Below are 25,599 nucleotides of genomic sequence, written 5' to 3' on the forward strand. Positions count from 1 at the left end.
ATTTATTAATACCCATTTTTATTATCATATGCTCTTGTTCAAAGTATGAATTTAAACGTTTGGGCTTGTTATGTTGAAGATTAAAATAAATTGTCATCAATATAAAAATTAAGGGATACACTTTTTGATGGTAAGAATAATATCTGATTATATTGATTTTGATGTTTGCTACTGTGAGATTATTCATCAGGTTGAATAAATACAGCCCCAGTACTTCAGGGCTGTAAGTCAAATTTAATGATGAATTGTGATGTTATTTATTTTTCTCGAAATAATCAACCTCTAATAATAACGGATGTTTACCCTTCGTTAACAACGAATTGACGGCAACATCGGATAATTTAAAGGTGGCATATTTGGACTTAGACCATTCAAAGTCTTCATAAACCATGGGGGTGATTTGACCTTTATCATTTGTCATAAATACACCAAGGGCTTTTACATTAATCGGCTCTTTGGTTCTATGTATTTTCACAGCGAAATTAAATTTCATTGAGCTTAAATCTTTTTTCGCTTTGTTAATACGGCCAATTAGCGCATCTGTTAATTTCAATTCAGCAATGATTTTCTGCTTTTTATTTGAATAAATATAGACATCGGTATTTTGTTGATTAATAGGCTCTTGTGCACTGCCGACATCAATCGGAATAGTGAAATGAGCGAAGGAATCAAAATCTTTTCGATAACATTCTACAAATTCGGCATTTTTAAAAATAGCCGGGATCTTTTGTTTGGTCTCGATCAAACTCTTAGACTCTTGACGGGAATCGCCGGAAGTTGAGCAAGAAGTGACTTCAACATTCAGGTTACCTTGCACGATTTTGTGTTCTTGAGCAAGAATATCACTGAGGTTTACTTCTGTATCTAAACCGACTTTACAACCGGTTAATGCCAGTACGGATAAAGCAATTACAGATAATTTACGCATTCCTTACCTCAAATTATTTTTTTAAAATTGGCAATAAAGAAAACTATATTTTTACCCTTATATCGTCAATTATTCCGGTCACAAAATTCATTATATTACATAAAATATTCTTGGTGTTTTCATGATTGGATGCAATATAGGGTAATTTTAATTATTAATTACATTAGTAAATAAATTAATAAATTGTTTTTATTTAAATGAATATCTATCTTGATTTTTTATTTTCCCTTTTAATAGTAGATTGTTACCTATTTTATATATTAATAACAAAGATAAATATATTAAAATTATTGTATATAAAAGGAGAATTCTGGTACTATTCGCCGCACATTTGATGATTTTTTCTTTCATGGATTATAAATGAATAAAATTTGTACGTTATTATTATCTGCTGTGATGCTGTGCAGTGGTTGTGCCACCATTATTGGTGAAAAAAATCAACTTATTGAAGTCAATAGCCAGCCTTCAGGCGCTGAATTTTCAATCAAAGATGAAACTGGCAAGGTGGTTGCGCATGGAAATACACCCCAAAATGTCATGCTTGAAAAATCGAATGGTCGTTATTTTGGGAAAAAGAGCTATCAGATAACTTTTGCGAAAGAACATCTTAAATCTGTCACTTTGCCGCTGGTAGCAAAACCTAACGGATGGTATATCGGGGGTAATTTTGTATTTGGTGGTTTGATTGGCTGGTTGATTGTAGATCCCCTGAATGGTGGTATGTATACGCTGCACCCAAAAATAGCTAATGCCGTATTGTCTGAAGCCAAATAAGATTTAAATAGAAAACCCTATCGAATATTGATGGGGTTTTCTATATGAATTAACACCTTGAATTAATTAAAAGACCCAGCAGAACGCATCATATCAACATAACGCTGCTGATCTTGATACATCTGTAAATAGACTTGATATTTTGCCTGATGGAACGGGAACGTTTCTTTCTCTGGGCTGATCACATTTCCTTCCCGTACCATTGATTGGGCTGCTGCGGTAATATCAGCAAACGCTCCGAAGGCGACTGCGCCTAACATGGCTGCACCGAGATTAACCGCATCCTCTTCCTCTGCCAGATGAATTTCCTGCCCCGTTGCATTGGCATATTCCCGCAGCCACAATGCATTTTTGGTTGCACCGCCACATATCACCAGACGATCTATTCGATGCCCCGCCTTAATCAAAATGTCAATGATATGGCGTGTGCCATAAGCGATAGATTGTAGTGTTGCCAGATAATGTCGCGCCAAGCCTTCTCGCCCCTGTTCCAGAGTCAACCCGCTAATCATGCCTTTGGCGTTGGGATTTGCCCGTGGTGAGCGATTTCCGTGATGGTCAGCCAAAATATGCAGTTGGGCTGTTGGGTATTTTTCGCGTAGCTCCAGTTGGGCAACGGCATCATTGAGTTGTTGGTAATAATGAAGCCCAGCTACTTTGGCTTCTGCCTCCAGCACGGGCCAGGCTTCATGCTGGCGGATCGACCACTCAACCAGTGCTCCGGCAGCACTTTGTCCACCCTCATTAAGCCAATAATCAGGCAGCATAGCCCCAAAGTAAGGCCCCCATACACCACGAACCATAACAGGCTCTGGGCTGACAATCATATGGCAATTTGAGGTTCCGCTGATTATTGCCAGACTACCATTCGGTTTTGCGCCAATCAGCGCTAGCCCGCCGGCATGGGCATCAATAATGCCACTGGCAACAATAACATCGCCGTGTAAACCTAATGCACTGGCCGACTGCTCAGTAAGATGGCCAGCTTGTTGGCCTAACTCGATAATAATTGTCGGTATCTTGTTTGTTAGATCTTCCAGCCCAATACGTTGAAAAAATTCTTTGCTGAACTGTTTTTGATGAGCCAGATAATTCCACTTGCAAGTGAGAGTGCAAATACTGCCAACATCGGCATCTGTCGCTTTCCATACTAAAAAATCAGCTAAATCAAAAAAGCGCCACGCTGCTTGATAACGCTGTGGAAAGTGGTTTTTCAGCCATAAAATCTTGGGTAATTCCATTTCAACACTGATTTCACCCCCGACATAACGTAGGGTGGGGTCATCCGTGAGATTTATGCGGATGGTTTCCTCGATTGCACGGTGATCCATCCACATGATGATATCGCGCTCTGGACTGCCGTCTTCTGCAACAGATAACGGCTCTCCTTCCGCATTGACTGCAACTAATGAACAAGTGGCATCAAAACCGATGGATTTAACATGAGTGGGATAGATCCCTGCGTGAGAAACAGCCTCCTTGACTGTAGTGCAGATATTTGACCAGATATTTGCCGATGACTGTTCGACAAAATCTGCTTTTGGATGAAATTGTTGAATAGAGCGGACAGAAAATGCTAATCGCTTGCCTTTCTGATTAAAAATGGCGGCACGTACACTGGCGGAGCCGACATCAATACCAATGAAATATTGTTGTTCCATACGATACCTTATTGTTTTATTTATATAATTTTAATAACAAAAATACCTAAATTATTGTTGATGCATTGTAATATACTCTAACAATGTAGGTTGTTTTTTAGTCGGTAAAATATTAACTAAAGTTTTGTGACAATGCACAAATAAAAAAGATAATTTGCTTTTTTTCTTTCGGGAAATGGACAAGATTTGTGATTATTCTGATCAAAAGTCATATGGTGCCATATGGATAAAAAAATTATAGAAATATTGCAATATGAGTTAAAAGCAGAAACAGGAAAGGAATTTCATCGAATAATGACAGAAATTAGTGTGCCATTGCATGAGAAAACTGGCATAGATGTTATTAGTTATGGTAATTCATTACACAACTCTGATTCATATTATCTGATTCGTGCTTTTGGTGATCTTGATGAAATGAATAATATTTTGACTGCTTTTTATAGCAGCGATGATGGGATCAATGGCCCAAAAACAGAGATTATCGAGAAAATTGATAAAAGCATAAAGTCGATAATAGCGCTTCCCAAGGTATCGATTGATGCATTACGTCGGAGTGGTTGATAAGTTTATCTAAAACAGAGAGGTGGAATGATGAATCAAGGTCGTTGCCTGTGTGGTGCGGTAGGGATAAAAACCTATCAAAATATTGAGAATATCAATGCATGTCACTGTGAAACGTGCCAAAAGTGGAATGGCGGCCCGTTTTTATCTGTAGACTGTAAGAATGATCTGCAAATAGATGGTGCTGAAAACATTTCAACGTATTCCTCTTCAGCGTGGGCAGAACGGGCTTTTTGTAATAAATGCGGAACACACCTTTTTTACCATTTACTTCAGCCTAGTGTATATTATGTTCCGGTTGCCCTGTTCGAAAATAGTCATTCAAGTAAATTATCTAATCAAGTTTATGTGGACAGTAAACCTGCGTATTATAATTTTGTTGAAAAAACACCGATGTTAAATAAACAGGATATTCTTAATTTATTTAAATAATGGTTTTAATATGAGGGAAATTATTCCCTCATATTTTTGATATAAATATATGTTTCAGAATAAGATATTTTAATTCTATTTGGAAATAATTTAATATAGGGTTGATAGTAAATATGGTTTATTAAATTTATTAATCTAATTTTTACTTTATTTATATGTAACAATTTTCTTTCTGTTTAGGATTAATATCCGTATAATCGCTTACTTATCAAAAAGATCTTGATATCTATCGACAGAAGATGTTGCCACTATTTCAGTGGATATTACGTTAGTGGAGACGTTGTTTGATTAATGTTTTGTTAGTTGATGATCACGAACTGGTTCGCATTGGCGTGAAAGGCATACTCGAGGATGTAAAAGGAATTAAGGTTGTAGGAGAAGCCGGTAGCGGAGAAGATGCGGTCAGATGGTGCAGATCAAACAGCACGGATGTTGTTATTATGGATATGGGAATGCCGGGAATAGGTGGCCTTGAGGCAGCCAAAAAAATTATTCGCTATTCGCCTGATACGCGGGTAATTATGCTGACTATCCATACTGAAAGCTCCTTGCCAGCGAAAGTGATGCAGGCCGGAGTCAGAGGATATTTGAGTAAGGCAGGAACACCTCAAGACATGATTAATGCTATTCGGACGGTTTATGCAGGGCAGCGTTATATCTCTCCTGATATTGCACAGCAGATGGCGCTCGACCAGTTATCCCCACCCAAAGAGAACCTACTGGATGAACTCTCAGAGCGGGAGTTACAGATCATGACGATGATCACTCAGGGCCGAAAAGTTAATGAAATTTCCACGTTGCTTAACCTTAGCCCAAAAACAGTAAATAGCTATCGCTATAGAATGTTCAGTAAACTAAATATCAAGGGTGATGTAGAATTGACCCATATGGCGATACGTTGTGGGTTGCTTGACGCACAGAATATGGTAAACCATAGCGGATGACAGTGTGATGGGTGGTAAATCGTGGCAGAGCAATTTGATTCAACGGTATTTTTAAAAACAGTAACCAGCCAGCCGGGAGTCTATCGAATGTATGACACCACTGGCTCGGTGATTTATGTCGGTAAGGCCAAGGATCTGAAAAAACGGCTATCCAGTTATTTTCGGACACAAGTTGGCAGCCGCAAGACAGAATCACTGGTAAAAAATATCGTTCAAATAGATGTCACGGTTACGCATACAGAGACGGAAGCGCTCCTGCTTGAACATAACTACATCAAACTTTATCAGCCTCGCTACAATGTTTTACTGCGGGATGATAAATCCTACCCTTACATTTTCTTGAGTGGAGATATCCATCCTCGTTTGACCCTATACCGTGGTGCCAAGCATGCGAAAGGCGAGTATTTCGGGCCATTTCCTAACTCCCATGCTGTGCGTGATACCTTAGCTCTCTTGCAGAAACTTTTTCCGATTCGCCAATGTGAAGACAGCGTATACCGCAATCGTTCAAGACCCTGTCTGCAATATCAGATTGGTCGCTGTCTTGCTCCTTGTGTCAACGGTTTTGTGACGGATGAAGAGTATCAGCAGCAGGTTGAATATGTCGGCCTGTTCCTATCTGGCAAAGATCAGCAGGTACTGACAGAGCTGGTTGGCAGAATGGAAGAAGCAAGTCAACAACTGCAATTTGAAGATGCGGCTCGTTACCGTGACCAGATTCAAGCCGTCAGGCAGGTAACTGAACGGCAATTTGTTTCTGGAGTAGGGGATGATCTGGATGTTATCAGTGTTGCTTTTGATACAGGAATGGCGTGCCTGCATGTCTTGTTTATCCGTCAGGGAAAAATCTTGGGCAGCCGCAGTTACTATCCTAAAATTCCCGCTGATACCAAATTGGATGAAGTAGTACAAACTTTTCTCGGCCAATTCTACCTTCAAGGTAGCCAGAACAGAACATTGCCGGCGGAGATCCTGCTGGATTTTTCGTTGCCTGAAAAAGAACTGCTGGAAGCATCCCTTTCTGAATTATCAGGCAGGAAAGTGCATATTCAACCTCGCCCAAGAGGTGACAGGGCGCGTTATCTCAAATTGGCACGTACTAATGCAGCAACGGCATTGACTACGAAACTGTCCCAGCAATCGACTATCCACCAGCGGTTGGCATCACTTGCTGAATTTGCTGGCATTGAAAAAGTTCACAGAATGGAATGTTTTGATATCAGCCATACGATGGGAGAACAGACCGTTGCATCCTGTGTCGTTTTTGATGGAAATGGCCCTGTGCGCTCTGAATACCGCCGCTATAACATTGCGGGAATAACACCGGGAGACGATTATGCGGCGATGAATCAAGTTTTACGCCGCCGATATGGTAAAGCTATTGAGCAGACCAAAATTCCTGACATCATCTTTATTGATGGAGGTAAAGGGCAATTAGCGCAAGCGCTGGAGGTTTTTGGTTCGCTGGATGTTGAATGGAATAAAAACCATCCTAAGCTAATTGGCGTTGCGAAGGGCAGTGATCGCAAAGCAGGTCTGGAAACTCTATTTTTCCAGTCAGAAGGCGAGGGAATAGCACTTCCTCCTGATTCACCGGCATTGCACGTTATCCAGCATATTCGTGATGAATCTCACAACCATGCCATCACAGGACATCGCCAGCGTCGGGAAAAAGTGAAAAAGACCAGCACATTGGAATCGATAGAAGGTATAGGACCAAAACGTAGACAAATGTTGTTAAAATACATGGGTGGATTACAGCCTTTACGCAACGCAAGTGTAGAGGAGATCGCAAAAGTGCCTTCTATTTCGCATTCGTTAGCAGAAAAAATCTATAATGCGTTGAAACACTAAGATTATTGATGCACCATACTGATAAACTTTACATGGCCAGATAGTTACGAAGCATTATGCAATTAAATATTCCAACATGGCTTACTCTATTCCGTATTGCCTTAATCCCGTTCTTTGTTTTGGCATTTTACCTGCCATTTCAGTGGTCACCGATGCTGTGCGCTATGATTTTTGTTATTGCTGCTGCGACAGATTGGTTTGATGGTTTCCTTGCTCGTTTATGGAAGCAAACAACGCGCTTTGGGGCATTTCTTGATCCGGTTGCGGATAAAGTCATGGTTGCTATTGCGCTGGTGTTGATAGCTGAACATTATCATGCATGGTGGATCACGTTACCGGCGGCGACAATGATTGCTCGAGAGATTATTATATCTTCTCTGCGGGAATGGATGGCTGAATTGGGAAAACGCAGTAGTGTTGCTGTATCCTGGCTGGGGAAAATAAAAACGACAGCACAGATGGCAGCATTGGTTGCTTTACTGTGGCGTCCCAGCATTGAAGTTGAAGTGGGTGGATTTATCTTATTATACGCTGCTGCGGTATTGACGTTCTGGTCAATGTTTCAATATTTGAGCGCTGCATGGAATGATTTGCGTGAAGGTTGATCGAAGTGACGCAAAAAGCATCGAACAATCGGGTTTTAATAATAATTGTATTGACTCGTTTCGTGAAATAAGTAGAATGCAACGCATCGAACGGCACATGAGATTTACGAAACAAGTTAAGTAAATCAGCAAGTTCGAGAAAGGCGGGAATAGCTCAGTTGGTAGAGCACGACCTTGCCAAGGTCGGGGTCGCGAGTTCGAGTCTCGTTTCCCGCTCCAAAAAAAGGCGCGTTGGCAGAGTGGCCATGCAGCGGATTGCAAATCCGTTTACCTCGGTTCGACTCCGGGACGCGCCTCCAGATTCAAGCCCAGGTGGTGAAATCGGTAGACACAAGGGATTTAAAATCCCTCGGCTTTATGGCTGTGCGGGTTCAAGTCCCGCCCTGGGCACCATATAAAAACTTGCTTAAGTATCAGCGGGTTAGCGTTAAGAAAGAGCCACCTTCGGGTGGCTTTTTTGTTTGATGAAAATCACATTCCTAATATATTCCTAATATCTTTGCCTAATATCATTTTGTGTTTTGCCCGCCAACAACCGGAACTACTTCAATTTTTCTGTCGTATCTTGCCGTCTGGGTAATATTTCTATGACCCGAAATCATCTGCTTCTCTGCCAGTGTACCGTCCAGATCTGAAATCCCTTTTGCTTTTAAATCATGAAACGTAAAGTTAAAGTCCAACTCTGGGAAAGTGTCTTTCGCTATATCTTTCGCTTTTTTCCAGCGGCTGTTAAAGCCATCACGGGTATATTTATGGCCTGTGGCCTGACAAATCACATACATGCTGGCAATGCCGGGATCAGTTACTAAGGTGCCACTCATTTTCACTGCATCTTCTAAACGCTTTGTCCACGCCTTAATTTGCTGTTTTCCGGTTTTACCCTGGCGAATAAAGATCCCGTTCTCCATTAACTGTGAGCGGGTGAGTGACAGCACGTCGGCCTGTCGTGCGCAACATAAATAAGCCAGCTCCATTGCCATTTTAACAATGACAGGGGAAACAGAATAAAGTGCGGTATATTCTGCATCGGTGATATACCGTTCCCGTGCCTTCTCCTTGTATTGCTTCACACCCGTACACGGATTGCCTTTGACCATTCCACGCTCATATCCCCATTTGTAGACACGGGAAAAAAAGGTTTTTTCGCGGTTAGCCTGTGTTCTGCTCTTCAGGCCGCGTTTGTCCATGTATTTTCTGACGTGCTCAGGTTTCACATTGTCCGGTGACATTTTTCCGAAGACAGGGATCAACTTGTTGGCATATTTTCGGTAGTCTTTTTTGGTTTCCATCGCCAGATCTTGAAAGGTGGCGGAGGCCAGGAATTGTTTGATTAACTCTGATACCGTGTTTTCCTCCCGTGACATGTCACAAATAATTTTTTCATATTCTGCCCAGATAACTGAAAGTGGTGCATCCAGAGGGCAGAGGGAAATAGATCCCCCTCTGGCCGGATGAAATTCATATTTGGTTTTTCCCCGATAGACCCGTTTGGGTAACTTCGCATCGGCGGGATTTTTCCTTGTTCTGGCCATAATTACACCTTCTCGAAGTCTGGCTCTTCGGTCGGTTTAGAGTAGCGAGTGGCAATCATGGGATGGTTAAAATGCTGCCAGGTCGTTCTGGGTTTATTATCGGGTCGCGTGATAAAGAAAATGCCATGTCTGGCCAGTACTTCGCACTGTTTGGAAGGTATTTGATAGCCGGTCAATTCTGCCATCTCCTTATCGGTGATAATGTCGCATTGGTTTTTCATGGTCTTGCCTCATCATCGATAGAATGATCAGATCAGCGGTGTTGCAGGCACGGGCAATATCCCCCTGATTGCAGGGCGTGTTTTTGACACTGGCCGCTAATCGTCCCAGTTTGATATCGAAGTTAGTTAATAGCTGTTGTCCGGGTTGCCAGGGTTGCATGATGGTTCTCCGTTGGGTGGGTTGACCATCATGCTATTCATTACGTAGCCGAATTTCTGATTAGGCTTAATCAGTTTTACGGGTGAAGGATAGGCTGTCGGCCTCAGTCTTTTGATTGTGGCCAACCGGCTCAATTTTTATCTCGACCGGAAAATCGTAGGATATTGTGCAGCGGCGGTCGGTCACGATCAGGCCGTTCGTGCCATCGGGCAGGGTGAGCCTGACGGCTTGGTTACGACGGTGTTGATGTTTAAGCATTGGTCTGGCCTCTTGTTTTATCTCTAATGGCTATTTTTAGGCGTGCAAGCTGAACAGTGGTCGGTTTATATTCAGCAGGGGCATGCGGGTAGTAGCGGTTAATCACTCCATGTTCTGGTTTCGATACCAGCATCAGGTTTTCAATGACACAATTTTGTTTATTGTCATCGATAAATTTAATCACGCCGCTTTTGGGGATCGGGCCATGATGTTGTTCCCACACCAGCCGATGCTTAAGTTTCCATTTACTGGGAATGGCCACTTTGACTTTGACATAACCGTCCTGAGTGACGACTTCACTGCCGATAGGCAGGTCGTTATGGGGACGATGATTTTTCTTAAATGACCCGGTATTTGCACCGGTTAATCCTTTTTTACCTTTATTGGCTGGAGAGTGACCTTGGGTAAAGCAACCACTACGGCCTGTTTTTAACTTCAGACGCTTACGTAATGCGTTAATGGCCTCTGAAGAACGGGTAACATGAAATTGCTGATTAAAGGCTAAGGTGAGTGTGTCCAGCCGCAATAAATAATGTTCACGCATCCAGTTTTCCATTGCAGGGGTATAGACAAAACACGCCATTATTTAACCTCCAGATATTTAGGTGCTGATTGAATTTCGTTATCACCCAACATCTTTTGCACCGTGAGGGCCAGTTTGCCGTTTTCCACGATTTGGTTGGCGACAGCCGAAACCGCTTTCGAACGGGCAATTTCATCTTTGAGTTCTTCGCCTGTCAGTGCTTCATCAGAGAGGCGTTCTAGCTGGGCAAACAGATGATTATGTAAATCTTCCAGATTGTTTTTCATCGTGCAGACCCTCTCAATGCAACTGACCGTGATGAGTACCGGAATTGAGCTGATTCATCAAAGTAGTTGCCAATTGCTCCAATATTGATTTTTCCATTGGAACGAGATCATCAGAACTGTCTGCTGACCAGGTCACTTCACACTGCTTGATTTCTTCGTTATAAAAAATACTAATTTCGAGTTTTGCTGCCATAATGTCCTCCGTAATGCCCGAATCACCGGGCATAATCTGATGGTTAACGAACCTGCAAACTTCTTTCCCCAATTTCGATATGCGCACCCGGAACGGTTTCACCGCGTTCGATAGCGTCCTTTATCGCTTTCTTGTCCGGTGCCGTGATGGTTTGTACATCGACAAGATCATCAGGCAACAATATCTCATTATCGATAATGACTTTGGCCGGGCTTTGACGGGCGCTAAAGGTATTTTTGGTGGTTTTAAGACTGTTCAGCTCAGCTTTTAGCAAGCATTCCAATATGTACTTCTTGAGATGCTTGACTTGTCCTTCAAAGGATCTCTTGCGTTCTGTCAGCCTCTTGGCTTCTTCATCCAGCGTTCTGGCCTGTCCTTCAAGGTTGCGAACGTGAACCATGACGGAATCGAACTTGTTGCCCAATTCGCCTTCGATCCCTTCCAGCGTGTCGGCGATATCCTCCGGGGAAAAGTCACCGGCTTCGATCAGTTTCTGCAGCTCGTCATAATCAGCGGCTAATGCAATCGCAGTTGTGGTCATTGGTCTGCCTCTTCTTCAAGTTGGGTTAAACACTCTTTTTCAATTTCAGTCAGACGACGCAGGCGGCCAGACAAATATTTTTCATAATCTTTGTCGGCTTTGGCCCTGGCACTCTCTAAATGAATACCTAATTCGCGGGTGAGGGTGGATGCTATGCCGCGAATTTCATTTTGGCTGACAGCAGTGCGCATGGTTTCGGTATTGCGTGTGAATTTATCGTCCAGTTCCTTACGGAGCCGAACCCAATCTTCGGCTTTATCGCTGGCCGCCTTAATCCCGAATTCAATTTTATTGTCAGCCAGATATTCAGGGTTATCGTGCATTCCCATGAAGACATCAGCGCTGAATCCGAGCATAGACAAGGCTTTTTTGATAGCATCAGTTAATGATTTCTTTATCACTTCACTATCGGCTCTGATGCCGTTTTTGCTTTTATAAAGGTAAGGAGTAGCACCGTAACTTTCGATTTCTCCCCGGATATCACCTTCAATCAGATACCAGAACAAAATTTTGATGGAGTGATTCTGCTCGCAGAACAACGTACCATCACTGTCGCGTAGTATACGCGTCCCAATATACTTATTTTGGCTGTCATAAACAGGCTCAGAAAGTGGGGCGCCATTGATCATTTTTTCTTCCATTACCTGATAGCCCCAACCTTCACCCGCGGGTCCAAATATCTCAGTTGCTCTCATAAACATGTAGTTACTGTTAATACTGGTACCGCTGAACCCCATCCCTTCCAGTGGCTTAGTAAAGCGGGGATCTGTACGCTGGACGGCTTTCCATATACGGAAATTGGTTTGCTGCTCGTCATTCCCCGCTTTAATGGCTTCTTCCAGAATGTTTGCACGATACTGGAAATTATCATTCGCCGTGTCGGTGTGACAGGTCACATGAGCCTGATCTGTTTCTTCAGTATCATCTTCGCTTTTTTCAGCCGGCAAGGTAGTTTCACTCGGTAACGGTTCTTCTGCCTGCTTATTTTTCCGCGTCCTACGGGGTTTAGTCTTGGTTTTTTCCACTTCGGATTGGGGTTCGGCCTGTTGAGTGTCGTTAGTAACAGATTCTGTTACTGTGGCCAGCGGTTCAGATATCGGTTCAATGGGCAAATCCGTTTCTTTTTCAGGTACAGGCTGTGCATCACCCAAAGCACGGTTTAAAAATTCCTTCATAGCGATGGCATTGGTCAGGAATTCAGGGCGTCGTTTACCTTCACGTACCACCCTGAAGATAGTTTCCCGTGGAATAGACAAGGCGTCGGTTCTGATACGAAATGCCATTGACCAGCGACGCCATGCTTCATTGTGATCTTCCATCAGCTGCCTGGCGGCCTTCATGCTGTGTGACATAATGGCCCAGCAATAAAAGTCCCCGTCCACCAGTGCCAACGCGATCTCTAAATCCAGTGTGGCGTAAGTATGGATAAACTCGCGTTCAGCAATCGCCGGGCTTTTCGCGGGTTCGAGCGTTCTGGCTTGCCATGTTGTGCCATTGAATTCGTATTCAGTGGCAAACCTTTCATCAAATGTGCCAATAGATGGGCGAGGGGAGCCGAGCTGATCTTCACAAATAATCGGTGCATGGGTATTAAATTTATCCATGTCTTCGGGGTACTCATCGCCCAAAAAAACAATGGCCATTGCTTTCGCCATTTTGATGGAGTTCGCTTCAATGGCGATGGCTAAAGATACTGCGCCGTCCTTTTGAGCCTCTTGGGTCGGCTCAAATACACAAACATAGGTTGTCATTGGTCTTGCCTCTTGTTAATTGCCTGTTTTAGCCAGTTTGATGGCTCTTCGAATGCCTGCCTTGGGAAGCCGAACCTTGGAATAGATATCCTTAACCGGGTTTGAGTAAACCATCCCCGTTGTCGGGTAGTATTCCACCCGACGCTTTCCACCCAGAATGGAGATATGTGTCACTCCATCCCCGCAATCGCTGTTGTTTTCATGTTCGACAGCGATTAGGCCAGCATCCAGAATCATTTCAATCACATCATCGATGTTTTGCATAATTCATCCTGGCTTAATAAGGGAGTTCCATATCAGAAACGGAAACGGGTTCGCCTTCAATGCACAGCAGTGACTGGATCCGGTCTTCGATCTGATTCACTTCTATTTGTGCACTGGCCAGAACCTTTTCTTTTTCAGCTTCGAGCGCGTTGATCTGCGCATGGATTAGGTCAGATTTGTTAACTGACGGGAGCGTTATTTCCACGTCATGCCGATGGACTAATGCGCCCCAATAGGCTGTGTTAGCGGGTTTGAAGGTGAGGTTGTTGAATTCAATCTGTTTATCCAAACCTTCTTTGGCATAAACATAGATGGTGACTTTGAGTGTATTAGGTTGTGCTTTCATAGCAACTCCTGATATATTATTAATGATCAGTGATGGAAATCATTGGTCTTGCCTCTTACGGCGGATTGGTCTCTGCCGTTAGAAATCCCGATAGCTTTGGTCGGCGACTCGGGGTAAAAGAACCCACTTCGGTGGGTTTTTTTACGTCTGTTGTAAAGTACCCGTCTTTCCGGACTGTCAGGTCACTCGTTGCCTCTTACGTATCATCATGTAGATGATGGTCTCCGAACTAAAAGGTGCTGGTTACGCTATCCAGCGTCGCTTTACCCTGGTCAAGGAATGACGACCGTCTTTGCGCCTCTTTACGTATCACTCTGTGGTGATTGGTCTCGATTAACAATGTTCCCTGGTGTTGGGATAAATCCAGTTATCATAAAGTGGTAATCATGGCAGGTCATAATGAGCGCTGCGGTTCTCCTCCTTCATGACAACTGAAGCTGTAAATTCGGTCTGAACACTTAACCTAAACGGCTGCTGTGCCGTATTATCTGAGCAAATCATCTACCTCTTCATACGCTGGTAGCGGCTACTTCGTGGGCGTCCTGCCTGTTTGCTGTTGGAATGAAGTTTAGTAATTAGTAAACTAAAAGTAAAGTAAAAAATAAACCAAAAAGGTATTCTTATCGGTGTGCTTAATTTAACTATTTGATTTATTTTCAATTTTATTTTTTGTGTCTATTCTAAGGTGTGAACTGGATTGAATTTTACCTTGGCGGGAGAACTGTGGAATTGGATGGTCAAGATAGCCTTAGAGAATTCCACATTCATATATCATGGTAATTTTTAGTGTTGGTTAAAGGCTGGTTAATTGTGATTCGGGTGATTTAGGTTAATGGTTTATTCCGTGGGATCCAAAATGAAATTTTAATCTCATTGATAAGTAAGAAAAAAGTCGATTAGTGACTTTTTTCTATACTTTCTTTTGCTTCTTTTTATATAATAATTCTTCTAGTAAATTATCGTAATGCCGTTTCTTTTCCTCAAGATTTTTTATTAGATCATCGGCTTCACTATTTGGCAGTTCGTCGAATAGTTCTAATAGAATTTTTTGCCTAGGGGTTAATGTTATTTGCAGCTGGTCTCCTAATTCAGAGTTGTTTGTATCAGTATCCAAATATCCATCCGGCATTCGGTAATCTCGCTCTAAGCGTCTTGCTGCTTTTTCACCGAAAGATGCTTTGCCATTCATAAGTTGCGACAAATAGCTCTTCTCTTTTTCAGGAAGAGTTTTACCAGAAAACCAATCTCTTAGGCGTTGTTGCCTGATGTTTTTCATGCTCATTTTGCTTATAAAAATCCATGTATATGGGGATTTAACTATCTTTTCTACCAGCTAAATTGTGATTAGTATTCACTAAACAAGCAAATACTTGACAAATGTTTAGCGTTTATTAAACTATTCCTATTTCCAAAGAAGGAGTAGTTATGAAATTAGATGATTACATTTCCAGCTTAAAACGAGGTCACGCCAAACTTCTTGCTGAGAAGCTTGGGGTGTCTAGTTCCTATCTATCACAAATGGCGCATGGTCATGCTCCAGTTCCTCCGGCCAGATGTTTTGATATAGAGAATGCCACCAATGGGAAAGTGACAAGACAGGATCTTCGCCCCCATGACTGGCAAAGGATATGGCCTGAAATGAATGTTAACTGATGAATTAGTGAAAAACTGATTCTTAATAATCAACATTGCGACAGGAGACGCAAATCGTGGAGCAAGACATTAATACGTTCAAAGCCGAAGTTGAGGCTTGGGCAATAGAACGAGGACAGGAGCATGTAGCAATTGAAGTCAGTCGAATGTATTTCCTGCTGTGTCATGGCCGTTCTCAGTCTCGGTTACATCAGATTGAAGACGGGATGGGGAAAGCTAACTGGAAAGCGATAAACAACAACCGACAGCAGATTTTTCGATGGTTACGTAGTGACTCAAATGCAGCACAACGCAAAATTTCGGAACTGTTGCCTGCGATTGAGGCGGCATTACCCGCAGAACGGCGGGCGAGATTAACGAGTGCAGATAACCTGAATTATCTCGCATCTGTTGCGATCAGGGAATTTGCGGCAGCAATGAGTGAAACACTACTTGGAGGGCGTGACATGTCACACCGAATAGCGATAGCGGTGTCTGCACTGAATGCAATAAACCCACGTCTGACCAACGTGCATTAACTGAGAGGCAAGACCAATGCTGAGATCCCTCGATAAGATTACTTATCGGAATGGCTTTCGCCTGAACGATAAGCCCGCCACCCTCGAAGAAGTGTCAAAAATTTACGACAGCCGTAAGGAAGCGGCGTTAAGTGCCTGGGAAAAGTACGAAAAATTGAAGTCCATATTGAAAACCGCGAACCTGCCCCCTGACGAGCATCAGGCGGTATGTCGTGCTATTGCGAAGTCTTTGGGGGTTTAGGCATGAGTATGTTGTTAATGGTCAAGGCCATGAGTCGGAAGGTGGGTAATCCACTGCGGAAACTCGTGTTCATCAAACTGGCAGACAATGCCAATGATCAGGGTGAGTGCTGGCCATCTGTTCCCCATATTGCTGAACAGTGTGAAATGTCAGAACGTTCAGTTCAAAACCATATTAAACAACTGGTCAAACGGGGTTTTGTCAGTGTGGCCACTCGCAAAACAAACAGCGGGTTGAACCAGTCAAATATCTATTATTTGAATCTGAATAAACCCACGGATGGCGAGGGTGAAAATGCTGCACCCTATGGTGCATCTCCTGCACCCAGTGGTGCAAATACTGCGGGGGTAAGTGGTGCAAATGCTGCACCCAGAACCAGTCACTCTTCTGAACCAGTCAAAGAACCTAAAACCCCCCTTACCCCCCAAGGGGAAAAATCGTCGAGAAAATCAAAATTCGATCCACTGACGGCCAAACCTGAAAACGTCAGTGCAGAGGTCTGGGCTGACTGGGTGAAATTCAGGCAGGAAATTAAAAAGCCGTTGACCGAAACCAGTTGCAGACAGCAGGCCAAGATGTTGGCTACATGTTCGAATGCAGATCAGGTGATTATGACTTCGATTGTTAACAGCTGGCAGGGCTTATTTCCTGAAAAAATCCAACAGGAGCGTCAATCGCGTCCCAACACACATACAGGTTTTGAGCACAAACACTATGAATCGATGGATTCATACTGGTCGAAAAACATCGAACAGGGAGACCCGTCATGACTCAAGCTGATTTACTCCGTGAGGTGAACATTTCCCCACGTTTTGCTCAGGCGTCTTTTGCGAATTACCAGCTCTCATCAGAGGCGGCAAGGCATAACTTCGGTATTTGCCAGAACTACGCCCACAGCTGGGAAGCGCGCAAGCAAGCGGGGGAGGGACTGGTTCTGTGTGGTCGTCCGGGCACAGGAAAAACCCATCTGGCCGTGGCAATTTGCCGGGTGGTGGCCACGGAGAAACAGGAACGGGCGTTCATGACAACGGCCTCGCGTATCATCCGGGCATTCCGCCGTTCGTGGAACCATGAAGCCGAACAGACTGAGTTCGAAACCCTGCAGTTCTATAGCGAAATGGATTTGTTGGTCATTGATGAAATCGGGGTGCAGTACGGCACGGACAGCGAACGCAATATTCTGTTTGAAGTCATCAACAACCGCTATGAAGACCTGCTGCCGACCATTCTGATCAGCAACCTGCCCCTTTCCGAGCTGTCCGGTTTCCTGGGCGAACGGATTATCGACCGTATGTCACAGGGCGGTGTGGTACTGGCGTTTAACTGGGACAGTTATCGGAGAGGGAAATAACATGAACGGCCATGATCTAGAAACTGCCGTTATTAGCGGATTACTGTCAGGCGGGGCCACACCGGATGCGTATGATGTTCTGGCCATATTGCCGGAAGAGGCGTTCAATTCAGGGCACCTTCGTCAGGTTTACATTGAAATCAAGAAGCAGGCGTTGGGCGGCTCAATCATTGATCCCTTTTTTATCGCCGATGCGATGGGAGAAAAGAAAGGGGTGCTGGCCAACTTGCTGGAATTGACTAGGACACCGGTTTGGCAGGCGAATTTAAAAGGCTACGCCGAGAAAGTCATGGGCTGCTGGCGTGTCCGTGAGGCGGTCACGCTGATCGGCAATTACCAGCGGGATATATTGGCGGCTCAGAACCATACACAAGCGGAAATCCTGATTGATGAATTCACCGCTTCGTTAAATGGATTGGCCCGTGATAATCAGAACTTAGTGCCGGCTGCCATGAATACCTTGATTGAAGGTTATATCGAAACACTGGAAAAACGTAATTCAGGTGAGGATAACCGCGGCATGATCTTAACGGGTATTGAACCCCTGGATGTGTTCACGGGCGGTTTCAACCCTACGGACCTGATATTTATTGGCGGCCGCCCGGGTATGGGGAAAACGGAACTGGCGCTGTGCATGATTGAAGGTATGACCCGCGGCGAAGGGGGCGCGTTACTGTTTTCCATGGAAATGGCCGCCCAGCAAATTACTGAGCGTCTGGTAGCGGGATCTTCGAAGTTGCCTGTTTCCAAACTCAGGAACTGTGATTTGTACGATGAGGACTGGCAGCAAATCACCGCCGCTATCGGCACGCTAGTGGAGCGTGATATCAGTGTGCTGGATGCCGCTGATCTCAGCGTTGAACAAATCTGCGCCATTAGCGAAATTCACAAGCGCCGTCATCCCAATCTGAAAGGCATCTTTGTTGATTATCTGGGATTGATAAAGAAGCCGAAAGCCGAACGTAATGATCTGGCTATTGCCGAAATATCGCGTGCTTTGCGGGGATTGGCGAAGCGTTTACGCACGCCTGTTATTGCCCTGAGTCAGCTTTCAAGGGATGTAGATAAACGCCCGCTTAATCAGCGTCGTCCTGTAGCCGCCGACTTACGTGACTCCGGCAGTTTGGAGCAGGACGCGGATCACATTATCTTCACCTACCGCGATGCCGTTTATAACCCAATGAGTCCAGCGGCGAACTTTGCCGAAATTATCCTGGAAAAAAACCGCCACGGGCAAACCGGTACCGTGTATCAGGAATTTAAAAACGGGCATTACCTGCCCACCGACCAGATTATCGCTTCCGAAGTCTGCCGGATGCAACAGAACGCCAGCGCGAAGCAGAAAGAGAACCGTTACGCAAACAAAGCCTTTTGACCCATGACCATAAACAACCAAAAATGACCCAAAAGAGGCAAGACCCATGACCAACGAGACCAGCTTAAACAAACTGATTATTGACCGCCGCAGCATTGTGGATGATGGATGCGACCACACAGCCCGCATTATCGACAGTTTCAATCAGGCAGCGCGAGCTCGCAGTCGCCAGCCCTTCCAACCTAAACCAGAGTTAGCTCAGGTTTCCCAGCCTGCAACGGTATCTGAACCCAGTATCAGTATTGGTCAGCGTATCCACTATGGGCAGGCTATTGTCAGGGGAATTTATGAATTATCCCGACTCGGCAAAACGCCAGAAAGCATTGCTATTTTGCTCAAAATGCCCCTAGACGCTGTTCAGTATGCTTTGGTATGCGATACGCCGAAGAAAAAGCGGATCTACAAACAGGTAATGGATGCCCCGAAGCCGACTGAAAAAGCAATCATCAGACGTCTTTCGGCAGAATCCAAGGCGTAGTCATGAGCACACAATCTGATTATTTACCTGCGGGGTTGCCACACAACCGTGGGTTATGGCCACAAGAATATCGTGATCTGGAAAACTGGGATTTAAAGGCCAGTCGGTTAATTAAACAGTTAAAGAAGGAGAAAATCAGCCGGACAACCGTCTTAGTTGAGATTGAGAAGGCCCCTGATGATCAGCGGGAATTCTTCAGAACGCGCCTGAATTACTGGCGTGAAATCATATAAACCCTAAGAGGCAAGACCAATGAAACATCCAAGTAATTATCTGCATTACCTGAAAGACGAAGTGATCGGCTACCGGGAGCTTATCTCTGATGGGGAGTTTTGGCTCTATATGACCGTGCTGTTTCTTATCCTGACGTTTCCTGTTTCCTTGCCTGTGATGGCGTTAATCAGATTTGTTTACGACAGGGTGGGGAAATAAGCATGAATAAGCATCTAAACACCAATGATGTGATTGAATTGGCGAAACAGCTTAAGAAATTAGCCATTGATGTGAAATTTGATAGGTATGATTTTGTCTGGTTACAAACTCAAATAAAGGATGATTGGGGGCAAGATACCACCCCAGCAAAATATCTCTCAGCATTAAGCAACTACTACCAAATAATTCGATTATGTGAAGCGATTGAAAAACTGGCCGCCTATGAAAGCATCGGTCCAATAGCCTGGACGAGTGAAGAAGAAATAATAAAAATGCGGGAAACAGGGACTCATTTGGAAGGCTATCCGATCCCTTTTGAAGCAAGCCACACCGTAGAGCTTTATCGCTTGGATGATGTTAAAGGTGGTTTTCATGGCTAAATCCCCCGCCGAACGCAAAGCCGCCCAACGTAAACGCCAGCAGGAAGCTGGCTTTACCAAAATAGAATTGCGGATGGATAACCAGGAGCTGGAGATGTTGAAGCGTAACGGTGCTCTCCGAAGACCGGGCAGGGAACCTTACGAGGTTAATGAATATCTCACCCTGTTAATTAGAATGGATGACCGTTCATTGAAAACCCAGATAGAGCAGCTACGGCAGCAACAGTGTGAAAAGTGTGGTGAATCACTGCCGGTAACTGAATGTTGTTTTTCGGGTGAAGCAGCCTGCTGGAATACATTGGGTTGGCATGTGCTGAAACTGAATGTGTAATATGCAGCTTATATACTAAGCTTGTTACTTGCGTTCAAAACGAAAAAAAACTACCATGAAATCCGCTTAACGAAATCAGGGTATCTAAATGAGCATTAACGATATACAAGACGATATTAACAATTTAGTTATGAATGCCTTCAGGCGCGATTTTTGGCTTAATCTCCAAGATGAGTTACCTGCTGCATATGCTGCAGCGCAGGAAGTTATTGTAGGTGATGTTCTGAAACTGGGTGAACCGGAGCAGTACAGACTCAGACCTCAGGTTAGGCATTATGCTCTCAACTCTGCGCTAAGAAAGGCGGCAATTAACTCAGGTCATGTTTGTTACGATACTGATACATACCCCAAAGGGGAAAGTTACATTATTATTGAGTCAGAAGGTGTTAAAATTAGCCGAATCGGGATCAATCATGATGAACCCCGCGTAAGAAAAGCTAAACATCGTTCTTTAATAGCTCAATTAAATGAAGAGCTTGAAGGCTATACACCGGATCTTTTCAAGGAAACTGATAGTAAGCATAATGACATTAATACGTTAGGTATGTTGTTAATAAATATTAACCCTCCATATCATGAATCTCAGGTTAGCATGATGGATTTGAGGATAGTGGTTCCTTTCACTAACATGAAAGGTTATCACTACGATAAATCTATCACGGAGCTTTTAATGCTCTACACTGGAGAGAAGAAGATAGTTATTCCTGATATGGTCGTACCTAAGCTTAAACAGCGCCTGAAGGATCAGGAAAGTAAATAGGTGAGACATTATGAGAGTGGGAATTTCTGGTTTCCAACCCGAAAGGCTGACACAGATAAGAGAAGCTAGGGGATTATCGAAAATTAACCTTGGTAGATTAGTGGAACGCTCTCCATCAACGATTACCAAATGGGAAAATGGTAATCATTCCCCTGATGCAGAAGTATTGCACAGCTTAAGTCAAATTCTTAATTGCCCGGTAAGTTGGTTTACAAAGTCTATTGTTAAGTTTGAAAAGAAACCAGTATTCTTCCGAACACTTTCAAGCACGGCAAAAGACTTATGTATCGCCTCAGAGCGATACATGGAATGGTTTCAAGAATTATCATGTAAGATGCAAGAATACCTTGATTACCCAGAAGTTAATATTCCTCATCTGAATGTAACTGATTATAGAGCAATAGATGATCAGTTGATTGAGAGAATGGCTTTTGAATGTCGAAAAGTTTGGGGATTAGGTATTGCACCGATAGATGATCTATTACTTGTAATGGAAAATGCGGGAGTAGTTTGTTCCAGATTTGAACAGGGTAGTTCTGTCATGGATGGCTATTCTCAATGGAATAACCTAGAAAATAGACCATATGTGATCTTAGCAAGTGACAAAGATAATTATTATCGTAGTCGTTTTGATGCTGCTCATGAATTAGGTCATATAGTTTTACATCGATATATAAACAAATTTGATAATATTAATTTTACCCCAATAGAAGAACAAGCACATAAGTTTGCGTCGTGTTTTATGTTGCCGGAAGAATCATTTTCTGTGGAACTTCCTCCATATCCGACATTAGAGAATTTTATTGCTCTAAAAAATCGTTGGGGGATGTCTGCACAAGCTATGATATTGAGATCACGAAATTTGGAATTAATATCGCTGTTGGAATATCAGAGATTATATAAAAGTATTTCTGCCAGAGGCTGGAGAAAAGGAGAGCCACTTGATGATCTTAGAAAACCAGAATTGGTTCGCTTATTACCTCGATGCCTGAATCTATTACTGGATTCGGGAATGTTTAATAAAAAAACTCTTCTTGAAGAGTTTAGTTTCCCCAAAGGTGATTTGGAGGATTTATGTTCGGTTCCTAAAGGATTCTTATCAGAGTCACAGGTGCTTGATTTTCAGTCTCGAATACAATTGAAAAATAATGTTAATGTGTCCCCTGCACAGCAAGATGCAAATGTCGTTAACTTATTCAATAGAAAGTAAAATTGGGAATTAACATTAACACCTGTTATTCTATTCTTATCGGCCTGAACACCCGAACCTAATCATAAGCTGCTGTGCCATTACCTTAAGGGATCAATAATGGCGCAGCATAGTTTTATCAAAATTTCCAATGACACCCTGCGACCGGCAACACCCGCCGCCAGGGAATACCTGCACTTCAAAGTGAAGTGTGGCGATGTGCTTTATGCTGATTTTAAGAAAGCCCGTAACCCGCGTTTCCACCGCAAATACTTTGCCCTCCTGAATCTCGGCTATGAATACTGGGAACCCACTGGCGGCACCATTTCACCCGAAGAAAAAGAACTTGTGCGTGGCTACGTACAATATCTTGCACACTTCGCCGGCAGTGAAGATGCCTTACAATCTGCGGCGGATGAATACCTTGCCGGCCTATCAAAAAAACGCACCCACAACATTACCGCCGCTAAATCCTTTGATGCTTTCCGACGCTGGGCGACCGTGGAAGCGGGTCACTACGATACTTATGAAATGCCGAACGGCACCCTCTACCGTGAACCCCGCTCTATTTCCTTTGCCAGGATGGAAGATCTTGAATTCAGTGAACTCTATAAAGCCACATTAAACGTGCTTTGGAATTTTATTCTTTACCGTACTTTTCCGACCAGGGAGGCGGCGGAGAATGCCGCCTCTCAGTTGTTCGATTTTCTGTAATGAGAGGCAAGACCAATGACCAAAAGTGAAAAACAGTGGCTTTCGGATGTGGCCTCACTGGGCTGTATTTGTTGCCGGAATAGGGGATTGGGCGCATCGCCGGCGGAAATCCATCATGTAAGAACGGGACAGGGCATGGCACAACGGGCGGATCACTTCTCCGTTCTGCCACTGTGTCCCCGTCACCACCGGGCATGTTATTCCACGGGCTTTCATGCCGCACCGAAAACATGGCAGGTGACCCACGGTACGGAAACAGAACTCTTGTCTCAGGTTAAAAAGGAAGTGGAAGAGGTACGGTTATGTCGGGTGTGATATTTTCAACGGATGGGCTGCAATTAACCCAATCACAAGAAATCTGGTTGCAGGACTGGTTATCTAAGTTTGGTGCATGGGTTTACTCTGGCAGGCTGGACAAGCGCCAGAGCAGTATGATAGCTGAGTTTATGGCTACCGTTGAGTTGCGGGTCTATCCAGAGCGCCCGATATGCAATGATGATGACGGTATGTTAATTGCAAGAGTAGTAGATCACATATACCACATTGATAGGATGGCATTTGGGATGTTATTGAGCCGATATGTTTATGGTATTTCCGATAGGGCTATCGCCAGACATTATCACGCTACGGTTCCGCCAAGAATTATGATCCGCAGAAATGGCATGTTGCGTAAACGTAAACCATCAATGTCCACTTGTCGGCGTGAAGTTGAAGAAATATTGAGAGCAGCAGAATATTTATTATATCAGCCGCTAAAAGATGCTTTTGAAGAGCAAAATATTGCAGCAAACGTGTTGACATCTTTGAACTAATGAGCCAGTATTTCAGTATATGTTGCGATATTTGCATTCGTGACCAACGGCCTCGCCCAGTGCGGGGTTTTTTTATGCCTGAAATTCAGATAAGACTTGCTGTTGTTATCGGTCAGAGTTACATGTGTGTCTATGCACAATAACTGACCCAAGGTTTAAATTATCATGCTAAAACATGAAGATATGACAACAGCCGCTGCCTGTGTTTTAGAAACTGCCCCCCTGTATGATTGGGTATCTGTTTCGGATATTTCCACCCTGACGGGGCTATCAGCGCCGCGTTGCCAATTACTTTTAACTCAATTTTGTCTGGCTGGCCTGATGGAAAGCCGGGACAACGACACCTTTTTCAAGCGTTGCCCTTGATGGGGTAGTGTCTTAAGGGGGAAATGAACGTCGGGTGGATTGAACAACATCCGCCGTTCATCCTGTGCTTCCAGAGAGCCAGCCAGCGTCGATTTAGGGAAAATATTGTGAATTTAAGTGGTATCACATTAATTAACGACGACTCTTTGCAATTTATCAAAACGTTACCGGACAACTGCATAGACCTGATTGCCACTGACCCGCCGTACTTTCGCGTGAAAGACTGCAGTTGGGACAGGCAGTGGGAAGATGTGACGGCGTACCTTGCGTGGCTGGACGAAATACTGGCCGAGTTCTGGCGGGTACTGAAACCCAATGGCAGTTTGTACATGTTCTGTGGTTCGCGTCTGGCCTCAGATACTGAACTGCTCGTTCGTGAGCGGTTCAATGTGCTAAACCATATTATCTGGGCGAAACCGTCCGGTCCGTGGCGCAGACAAAACAAAGAAAGCCTGCGAATGTATTTTCCGGCAACAGAACGCATTATTTTTGCCGAACATTACCAAGGGCCATATCACCCGAAAGGCGATGGTTATTTCAAACAATGCCGGGAACTGAAACAGTCGGTATTTAAGCCACTGGTAGATTACTTTCGTCATGCGCGGAAAGCGTTAGGTGTCACGGCAAAAGACATTCACGAAGCGACAGGAAAGCAGATGGCCAGTCATTGGTTCAACGACAGCCAGTGGCAATTACCCAATGAAGGGGATTATAAAAAGCTGCAGGTGTTGTTTGATTGTGTCGCTAAAGAAAAGCACCAGCGTGGAGAACTGAACAAGCCCTATGATGAGCTGGTGGAATCGAACCTGACTTTGTCACGTCAGTATGAAGAATTGCGGCAAGAATACGGTTTGTTGCGCCGCTCGTTCTCGGTCACGGTAGAGGTGCCTTATACCGATGTCTGGCATTTCTCACCTGTTCAGTATTACCCAGGCAAACATCCCTGCGAAAAGCCGGCTGATTTGATGGCGCATATTATCCAGTCCAGCAGCCGTGAAGGGGATTTGGTGGCGGATTTCTTTATGGGTTCTGGGGCGACACTAAAAGCCGCGTTAAAGTTAAATCGACGTGTTTTGGGTGTTGAGTTGGAAGAAGAACGGTTCATGCAGACAGAACAAGAGGTAAACGATATATCTTCCGCCATTTGTCAACTTTGAGTTTACA

General features: G+C 43.9%; 38 protein-coding genes and 3 tRNA genes. 27 read left to right on the plus strand and 14 right to left on the minus strand.

Features of this window, described 5'->3' with window-relative positions; translation table 11 throughout:
* Positions 1 to 253: 253 nt before the first annotated feature.
* Positions 254 to 928, minus strand: coding sequence for a DUF7424 family protein (locus PSI22_RS04100; RefSeq protein WP_273578703.1), 675 nt, complete (start codon positions 926 to 928; stop codon positions 254 to 256).
* A gap of 360 nt (positions 929 to 1,288) precedes the next feature.
* Here PSI22_RS04100 and PSI22_RS04105 point away from each other — a divergent pair, with 360 nt between their 5' ends.
* Positions 1,289 to 1,702 carry a hypothetical protein gene (locus PSI22_RS04105; protein ID WP_273578704.1) on the plus strand — a complete coding sequence of 138 codons (414 nt, stop codon included), beginning with the start codon at positions 1,289 to 1,291 and terminating at the stop codon, positions 1,700 to 1,702.
* Between the two features lie 62 nt (positions 1,703 to 1,764).
* Here the strand turns inward: PSI22_RS04105 and PSI22_RS04110 are convergent, their stop codons facing one another.
* Complete coding sequence (locus tag PSI22_RS04110; protein WP_273578705.1) at positions 1,765 to 3,363, minus strand: FGGY-family carbohydrate kinase; 1,599 nt, start codon at positions 3,361 to 3,363, stop codon at positions 1,765 to 1,767.
* Positions 3,364 to 3,585: 222 nt separating this feature from the next.
* On the opposite strand from PSI22_RS04110, the gene PSI22_RS04115 reads away from it, so the two are divergent.
* The 8 genes from PSI22_RS04115 (at position 3,586) to PSI22_RS04150 (ending at position 8,152) form a co-directional block, all read left to right on the plus strand.
* Entirely contained in the window at positions 3,586 to 3,924 is a 339-nt protein-coding gene (locus PSI22_RS04115; RefSeq protein WP_273578706.1) for an NIPSNAP family protein, read from the plus strand.
* 30 nt (positions 3,925 to 3,954) lie between these two features.
* A complete protein-coding gene (locus PSI22_RS04120) occupies positions 3,955 to 4,356 on the plus strand; it encodes a GFA family protein (RefSeq protein WP_273578707.1) in 402 nt (133 codons plus the stop codon).
* 284 nt (positions 4,357 to 4,640) lie between these two features.
* The gene (uvrY, locus tag PSI22_RS04125) at positions 4,641 to 5,300 is read left to right on the plus strand and encodes a UvrY/SirA/GacA family response regulator transcription factor (RefSeq protein WP_273578708.1); all 660 of its coding nucleotides are present in this window, start codon (positions 4,641 to 4,643) and stop codon (positions 5,298 to 5,300) included.
* 21 nt (positions 5,301 to 5,321) lie between these two features.
* A complete protein-coding gene (gene uvrC / locus PSI22_RS04130; RefSeq protein WP_273578709.1) occupies positions 5,322 to 7,154 on the plus strand; it encodes an excinuclease ABC subunit UvrC in 1,833 nt (610 codons plus the stop codon).
* A gap of 56 nt (positions 7,155 to 7,210) precedes the next feature.
* Positions 7,211 to 7,759 (plus strand): CDP-diacylglycerol--glycerol-3-phosphate 3-phosphatidyltransferase, encoded by a 549-nt coding sequence (gene pgsA / locus PSI22_RS04135; protein WP_273578710.1) that lies wholly within the window; start codon positions 7,211 to 7,213, stop codon positions 7,757 to 7,759.
* Between the two features lie 143 nt (positions 7,760 to 7,902).
* Positions 7,903 to 7,978 (plus strand) — tRNA-Gly (locus PSI22_RS04140).
* A gap of 6 nt (positions 7,979 to 7,984) precedes the next feature.
* A tRNA-Cys gene (locus PSI22_RS04145) sits at positions 7,985 to 8,058 on the plus strand.
* A gap of 7 nt (positions 8,059 to 8,065) precedes the next feature.
* Positions 8,066 to 8,152 (plus strand) — tRNA-Leu (locus PSI22_RS04150).
* A gap of 116 nt (positions 8,153 to 8,268) precedes the next feature.
* Here PSI22_RS04150 and PSI22_RS04155 read toward each other — a convergent pair.
* The 12 genes from PSI22_RS04155 to PSI22_RS04210 all read right to left on the minus strand — a co-directional run bounded on the left by PSI22_RS04155 (position 8,269) and on the right by PSI22_RS04210 (position 15,111).
* Complete coding sequence (locus PSI22_RS04155; RefSeq protein WP_273578711.1) at positions 8,269 to 9,291, minus strand: tyrosine-type recombinase/integrase; 1,023 nt, start codon at positions 9,289 to 9,291, stop codon at positions 8,269 to 8,271.
* Between the two features lie 2 nt (positions 9,292 to 9,293).
* A complete protein-coding gene (locus tag PSI22_RS04160; RefSeq protein ID WP_273578712.1) occupies positions 9,294 to 9,512 on the minus strand; it encodes a DUF4224 domain-containing protein in 219 nt (72 codons plus the stop codon).
* The gene (locus PSI22_RS04165; protein WP_038204340.1) at positions 9,481 to 9,672 is read right to left on the minus strand and encodes a hypothetical protein; all 192 of its coding nucleotides are present in this window, start codon (positions 9,670 to 9,672) and stop codon (positions 9,481 to 9,483) included. The genes PSI22_RS04160 and PSI22_RS04165 overlap by 32 nt, the downstream gene beginning before the upstream one ends.
* Before the next feature lie 66 nt (positions 9,673 to 9,738).
* Positions 9,739 to 9,930, minus strand: coding sequence for a hypothetical protein (locus tag PSI22_RS04170; RefSeq protein WP_254852235.1), 192 nt, complete (start codon positions 9,928 to 9,930; stop codon positions 9,739 to 9,741).
* Positions 9,923 to 10,513: an HNH endonuclease signature motif containing protein gene (locus PSI22_RS04175; RefSeq protein WP_273578713.1), complete on the minus strand. Its 591-nt coding sequence runs from the start codon at positions 10,511 to 10,513 to the stop codon at positions 9,923 to 9,925. The genes PSI22_RS04170 and PSI22_RS04175 overlap by 8 nt, the downstream gene beginning before the upstream one ends.
* A complete protein-coding gene (locus PSI22_RS04180; RefSeq protein ID WP_038204346.1) occupies positions 10,513 to 10,740 on the minus strand; it encodes a hypothetical protein in 228 nt (75 codons plus the stop codon). Before PSI22_RS04180 ends, PSI22_RS04175 begins: the two co-directional genes overlap by 1 nt.
* A gap of 13 nt (positions 10,741 to 10,753) precedes the next feature.
* Positions 10,754 to 10,933, minus strand: a complete 180-nt coding sequence (locus PSI22_RS04185) for a hypothetical protein (protein WP_038204348.1) — start codon at positions 10,931 to 10,933, stop codon at positions 10,754 to 10,756.
* 43 nt (positions 10,934 to 10,976) lie between these two features.
* The gene (locus PSI22_RS04190; protein ID WP_273578714.1) at positions 10,977 to 11,474 is read right to left on the minus strand and encodes a siphovirus Gp157 family protein; all 498 of its coding nucleotides are present in this window, start codon (positions 11,472 to 11,474) and stop codon (positions 10,977 to 10,979) included.
* Entirely contained in the window at positions 11,471 to 13,225 is a 1,755-nt protein-coding gene (locus PSI22_RS04195; protein ID WP_273578715.1) for a phage-associated endonuclease, read from the minus strand. The genes PSI22_RS04190 and PSI22_RS04195 overlap by 4 nt, the downstream gene beginning before the upstream one ends.
* Before the next feature lie 15 nt (positions 13,226 to 13,240).
* Positions 13,241 to 13,489 carry a hypothetical protein gene (locus tag PSI22_RS04200; RefSeq protein ID WP_273578716.1) on the minus strand — a complete coding sequence of 83 codons (249 nt, stop codon included), beginning with the start codon at positions 13,487 to 13,489 and terminating at the stop codon, positions 13,241 to 13,243.
* 13 nt (positions 13,490 to 13,502) lie between these two features.
* Entirely contained in the window at positions 13,503 to 13,835 is a 333-nt protein-coding gene (locus PSI22_RS04205) for a hypothetical protein (RefSeq protein WP_273578717.1), read from the minus strand.
* Positions 13,836 to 14,745: 910 nt separating this feature from the next.
* Positions 14,746 to 15,111: a hypothetical protein gene (locus PSI22_RS04210; protein ID WP_273578718.1), complete on the minus strand. Its 366-nt coding sequence runs from the start codon at positions 15,109 to 15,111 to the stop codon at positions 14,746 to 14,748.
* 149 nt (positions 15,112 to 15,260) lie between these two features.
* Here PSI22_RS04210 and PSI22_RS04215 point away from each other — a divergent pair, with 149 nt between their 5' ends.
* From PSI22_RS04215 to PSI22_RS04300, 18 genes are all read left to right on the plus strand, one after another.
* Positions 15,261 to 15,488 (plus strand): transcriptional regulator, encoded by a 228-nt coding sequence (locus tag PSI22_RS04215; protein WP_273578719.1) that lies wholly within the window; start codon positions 15,261 to 15,263, stop codon positions 15,486 to 15,488.
* 56 nt (positions 15,489 to 15,544) lie between these two features.
* The gene (locus PSI22_RS04220; RefSeq protein ID WP_273578720.1) at positions 15,545 to 16,006 is read left to right on the plus strand and encodes a toxin YdaT family protein; all 462 of its coding nucleotides are present in this window, start codon (positions 15,545 to 15,547) and stop codon (positions 16,004 to 16,006) included.
* A 16-nt stretch (positions 16,007 to 16,022) separates the two neighbouring features.
* Positions 16,023 to 16,247, plus strand: coding sequence for a hypothetical protein (locus PSI22_RS04225; RefSeq protein WP_238099419.1), 225 nt, complete (start codon positions 16,023 to 16,025; stop codon positions 16,245 to 16,247).
* Between the two features lie 2 nt (positions 16,248 to 16,249).
* The gene (locus PSI22_RS04230) at positions 16,250 to 17,017 is read left to right on the plus strand and encodes a helix-turn-helix domain-containing protein (RefSeq protein ID WP_273578721.1); all 768 of its coding nucleotides are present in this window, start codon (positions 16,250 to 16,252) and stop codon (positions 17,015 to 17,017) included.
* Positions 17,014 to 17,598: an ATP-binding protein gene (locus PSI22_RS04235; protein WP_273578722.1), complete on the plus strand. Its 585-nt coding sequence runs from the start codon at positions 17,014 to 17,016 to the stop codon at positions 17,596 to 17,598. The genes PSI22_RS04230 and PSI22_RS04235 overlap by 4 nt, the downstream gene beginning before the upstream one ends.
* A 1-nt stretch (position 17,599) precedes the next feature.
* Positions 17,600 to 18,973: a replicative DNA helicase gene (locus tag PSI22_RS04240; RefSeq protein ID WP_273578723.1), complete on the plus strand. Its 1,374-nt coding sequence runs from the start codon at positions 17,600 to 17,602 to the stop codon at positions 18,971 to 18,973.
* A 46-nt stretch (positions 18,974 to 19,019) separates the two neighbouring features.
* Positions 19,020 to 19,451, plus strand: a complete 432-nt coding sequence (locus PSI22_RS04245) for a hypothetical protein (RefSeq protein WP_273578724.1) — start codon at positions 19,020 to 19,022, stop codon at positions 19,449 to 19,451.
* A 2-nt stretch (positions 19,452 to 19,453) separates the two neighbouring features.
* The gene (locus PSI22_RS04250; protein WP_273578725.1) at positions 19,454 to 19,684 is read left to right on the plus strand and encodes a hypothetical protein; all 231 of its coding nucleotides are present in this window, start codon (positions 19,454 to 19,456) and stop codon (positions 19,682 to 19,684) included.
* A 19-nt stretch (positions 19,685 to 19,703) separates the two neighbouring features.
* Positions 19,704 to 19,883 (plus strand): hypothetical protein, encoded by a 180-nt coding sequence (locus PSI22_RS04255; RefSeq protein WP_273578726.1) that lies wholly within the window; start codon positions 19,704 to 19,706, stop codon positions 19,881 to 19,883.
* Between the two features lie 2 nt (positions 19,884 to 19,885).
* Positions 19,886 to 20,263 (plus strand): hypothetical protein, encoded by a 378-nt coding sequence (locus tag PSI22_RS04260; RefSeq protein ID WP_273578727.1) that lies wholly within the window; start codon positions 19,886 to 19,888, stop codon positions 20,261 to 20,263.
* Entirely contained in the window at positions 20,256 to 20,594 is a 339-nt protein-coding gene (locus tag PSI22_RS04265; protein ID WP_273578728.1) for a hypothetical protein, read from the plus strand. Before PSI22_RS04260 ends, PSI22_RS04265 begins: the two co-directional genes overlap by 8 nt.
* An 88-nt stretch (positions 20,595 to 20,682) precedes the next feature.
* On the plus strand, positions 20,683 to 21,354 hold the full coding sequence (locus tag PSI22_RS04270) for a hypothetical protein (protein ID WP_273578729.1): 672 nt from the start codon (positions 20,683 to 20,685) through the stop codon (positions 21,352 to 21,354).
* 10 nt (positions 21,355 to 21,364) lie between these two features.
* On the plus strand, positions 21,365 to 22,564 hold the full coding sequence (locus tag PSI22_RS04275; RefSeq protein ID WP_038253796.1) for a helix-turn-helix domain-containing protein: 1,200 nt from the start codon (positions 21,365 to 21,367) through the stop codon (positions 22,562 to 22,564).
* A gap of 99 nt (positions 22,565 to 22,663) precedes the next feature.
* Positions 22,664 to 23,257: a DUF1367 family protein gene (locus tag PSI22_RS04280; protein WP_273578730.1), complete on the plus strand. Its 594-nt coding sequence runs from the start codon at positions 22,664 to 22,666 to the stop codon at positions 23,255 to 23,257.
* A 15-nt stretch (positions 23,258 to 23,272) separates the two neighbouring features.
* On the plus strand, positions 23,273 to 23,572 hold the full coding sequence (locus PSI22_RS04285) for a Ref family recombination enhancement nuclease (RefSeq protein ID WP_273578731.1): 300 nt from the start codon (positions 23,273 to 23,275) through the stop codon (positions 23,570 to 23,572).
* On the plus strand, positions 23,560 to 24,069 hold the full coding sequence (locus tag PSI22_RS04290; RefSeq protein WP_273578732.1) for an antiterminator Q family protein: 510 nt from the start codon (positions 23,560 to 23,562) through the stop codon (positions 24,067 to 24,069). The genes PSI22_RS04285 and PSI22_RS04290 overlap by 13 nt, the downstream gene beginning before the upstream one ends.
* Before the next feature lie 165 nt (positions 24,070 to 24,234).
* Positions 24,235 to 24,435, plus strand: a complete 201-nt coding sequence (locus tag PSI22_RS04295; protein ID WP_238099434.1) for a hypothetical protein — start codon at positions 24,235 to 24,237, stop codon at positions 24,433 to 24,435.
* A gap of 107 nt (positions 24,436 to 24,542) precedes the next feature.
* Positions 24,543 to 25,592, plus strand: coding sequence for a DNA-methyltransferase (locus tag PSI22_RS04300; protein ID WP_273578743.1), 1,050 nt, complete (start codon positions 24,543 to 24,545; stop codon positions 25,590 to 25,592).
* Positions 25,593 to 25,599 lie beyond the last annotated feature (7 nt).

Origin of the sequence: Xenorhabdus aichiensis, from assembly GCF_028598775.1 — a bacterium.
GTDB lineage: Bacteria > Pseudomonadota > Gammaproteobacteria > Enterobacterales > Enterobacteriaceae > Xenorhabdus > Xenorhabdus bovienii.

What these genes read in the sequence shown, in the direction of transcription:
- PSI22_RS04100 (WP_273578703.1), bottom strand. Translation starts at nt 928, where the DNA reads ATGCGTAAATTATCTGTAATTGCTTTATCCGTACTGGCATTAACCGGT.
- PSI22_RS04105 (WP_273578704.1), top strand. Translation starts at nt 1,289, where the DNA reads ATGAATAAAATTTGTACGTTATTATTATCTGCTGTGATGCTGTGCAGT.
- PSI22_RS04110 (WP_273578705.1), bottom strand. Translation starts at nt 3,363, where the DNA reads ATGGAACAACAATATTTCATTGGTATTGATGTCGGCTCCGCCAGTGTA.
- PSI22_RS04115 (WP_273578706.1), top strand. Translation starts at nt 3,586, where the DNA reads ATGGATAAAAAAATTATAGAAATATTGCAATATGAGTTAAAAGCAGAA.
- PSI22_RS04120 (WP_273578707.1), top strand. Translation starts at nt 3,955, where the DNA reads ATGAATCAAGGTCGTTGCCTGTGTGGTGCGGTAGGGATAAAAACCTAT.
- pgsA (WP_273578710.1), top strand. Translation starts at nt 7,211, where the DNA reads ATGCAATTAAATATTCCAACATGGCTTACTCTATTCCGTATTGCCTTA.
- PSI22_RS04155 (WP_273578711.1), bottom strand. Translation starts at nt 9,291, where the DNA reads ATGGCCAGAACAAGGAAAAATCCCGCCGATGCGAAGTTACCCAAACGG.
- PSI22_RS04160 (WP_273578712.1), bottom strand. Translation starts at nt 9,512, where the DNA reads ATGAAAAACCAATGCGACATTATCACCGATAAGGAGATGGCAGAATTG.
- PSI22_RS04165 (WP_038204340.1), bottom strand. Translation starts at nt 9,672, where the DNA reads ATGCAACCCTGGCAACCCGGACAACAGCTATTAACTAACTTCGATATC.
- PSI22_RS04170 (WP_254852235.1), bottom strand. Translation starts at nt 9,930, where the DNA reads ATGCTTAAACATCAACACCGTCGTAACCAAGCCGTCAGGCTCACCCTG.
- PSI22_RS04175 (WP_273578713.1), bottom strand. Translation starts at nt 10,513, where the DNA reads ATGGCGTGTTTTGTCTATACCCCTGCAATGGAAAACTGGATGCGTGAA.
- PSI22_RS04180 (WP_038204346.1), bottom strand. Translation starts at nt 10,740, where the DNA reads ATGAAAAACAATCTGGAAGATTTACATAATCATCTGTTTGCCCAGCTA.
- PSI22_RS04185 (WP_038204348.1), bottom strand. Translation starts at nt 10,933, where the DNA reads ATGGCAGCAAAACTCGAAATTAGTATTTTTTATAACGAAGAAATCAAG.
- PSI22_RS04190 (WP_273578714.1), bottom strand. Translation starts at nt 11,474, where the DNA reads ATGACCACAACTGCGATTGCATTAGCCGCTGATTATGACGAGCTGCAG.
- PSI22_RS04195 (WP_273578715.1), bottom strand. Translation starts at nt 13,225, where the DNA reads ATGACAACCTATGTTTGTGTATTTGAGCCGACCCAAGAGGCTCAAAAG.
- PSI22_RS04200 (WP_273578716.1), bottom strand. Translation starts at nt 13,489, where the DNA reads ATGCAAAACATCGATGATGTGATTGAAATGATTCTGGATGCTGGCCTA.
- PSI22_RS04205 (WP_273578717.1), bottom strand. Translation starts at nt 13,835, where the DNA reads ATGAAAGCACAACCTAATACACTCAAAGTCACCATCTATGTTTATGCC.
- PSI22_RS04210 (WP_273578718.1), bottom strand. Translation starts at nt 15,111, where the DNA reads ATGAAAAACATCAGGCAACAACGCCTAAGAGATTGGTTTTCTGGTAAA.
- PSI22_RS04215 (WP_273578719.1), top strand. Translation starts at nt 15,261, where the DNA reads ATGAAATTAGATGATTACATTTCCAGCTTAAAACGAGGTCACGCCAAA.
- PSI22_RS04225 (WP_238099419.1), top strand. Translation starts at nt 16,023, where the DNA reads ATGCTGAGATCCCTCGATAAGATTACTTATCGGAATGGCTTTCGCCTG.
- PSI22_RS04230 (WP_273578721.1), top strand. Translation starts at nt 16,250, where the DNA reads ATGAGTATGTTGTTAATGGTCAAGGCCATGAGTCGGAAGGTGGGTAAT.
- PSI22_RS04235 (WP_273578722.1), top strand. Translation starts at nt 17,014, where the DNA reads ATGACTCAAGCTGATTTACTCCGTGAGGTGAACATTTCCCCACGTTTT.
- PSI22_RS04240 (WP_273578723.1), top strand. Translation starts at nt 17,600, where the DNA reads ATGAACGGCCATGATCTAGAAACTGCCGTTATTAGCGGATTACTGTCA.
- PSI22_RS04245 (WP_273578724.1), top strand. Translation starts at nt 19,020, where the DNA reads ATGACCAACGAGACCAGCTTAAACAAACTGATTATTGACCGCCGCAGC.
- PSI22_RS04250 (WP_273578725.1), top strand. Translation starts at nt 19,454, where the DNA reads ATGAGCACACAATCTGATTATTTACCTGCGGGGTTGCCACACAACCGT.
- PSI22_RS04255 (WP_273578726.1), top strand. Translation starts at nt 19,704, where the DNA reads ATGAAACATCCAAGTAATTATCTGCATTACCTGAAAGACGAAGTGATC.
- PSI22_RS04260 (WP_273578727.1), top strand. Translation starts at nt 19,886, where the DNA reads ATGAATAAGCATCTAAACACCAATGATGTGATTGAATTGGCGAAACAG.
- PSI22_RS04265 (WP_273578728.1), top strand. Translation starts at nt 20,256, where the DNA reads ATGGCTAAATCCCCCGCCGAACGCAAAGCCGCCCAACGTAAACGCCAG.
- PSI22_RS04270 (WP_273578729.1), top strand. Translation starts at nt 20,683, where the DNA reads ATGAGCATTAACGATATACAAGACGATATTAACAATTTAGTTATGAAT.
- PSI22_RS04275 (WP_038253796.1), top strand. Translation starts at nt 21,365, where the DNA reads ATGAGAGTGGGAATTTCTGGTTTCCAACCCGAAAGGCTGACACAGATA.
- PSI22_RS04280 (WP_273578730.1), top strand. Translation starts at nt 22,664, where the DNA reads ATGGCGCAGCATAGTTTTATCAAAATTTCCAATGACACCCTGCGACCG.
- PSI22_RS04285 (WP_273578731.1), top strand. Translation starts at nt 23,273, where the DNA reads ATGACCAAAAGTGAAAAACAGTGGCTTTCGGATGTGGCCTCACTGGGC.
- PSI22_RS04290 (WP_273578732.1), top strand. Translation starts at nt 23,560, where the DNA reads ATGTCGGGTGTGATATTTTCAACGGATGGGCTGCAATTAACCCAATCA.
- PSI22_RS04295 (WP_238099434.1), top strand. Translation starts at nt 24,235, where the DNA reads ATGCTAAAACATGAAGATATGACAACAGCCGCTGCCTGTGTTTTAGAA.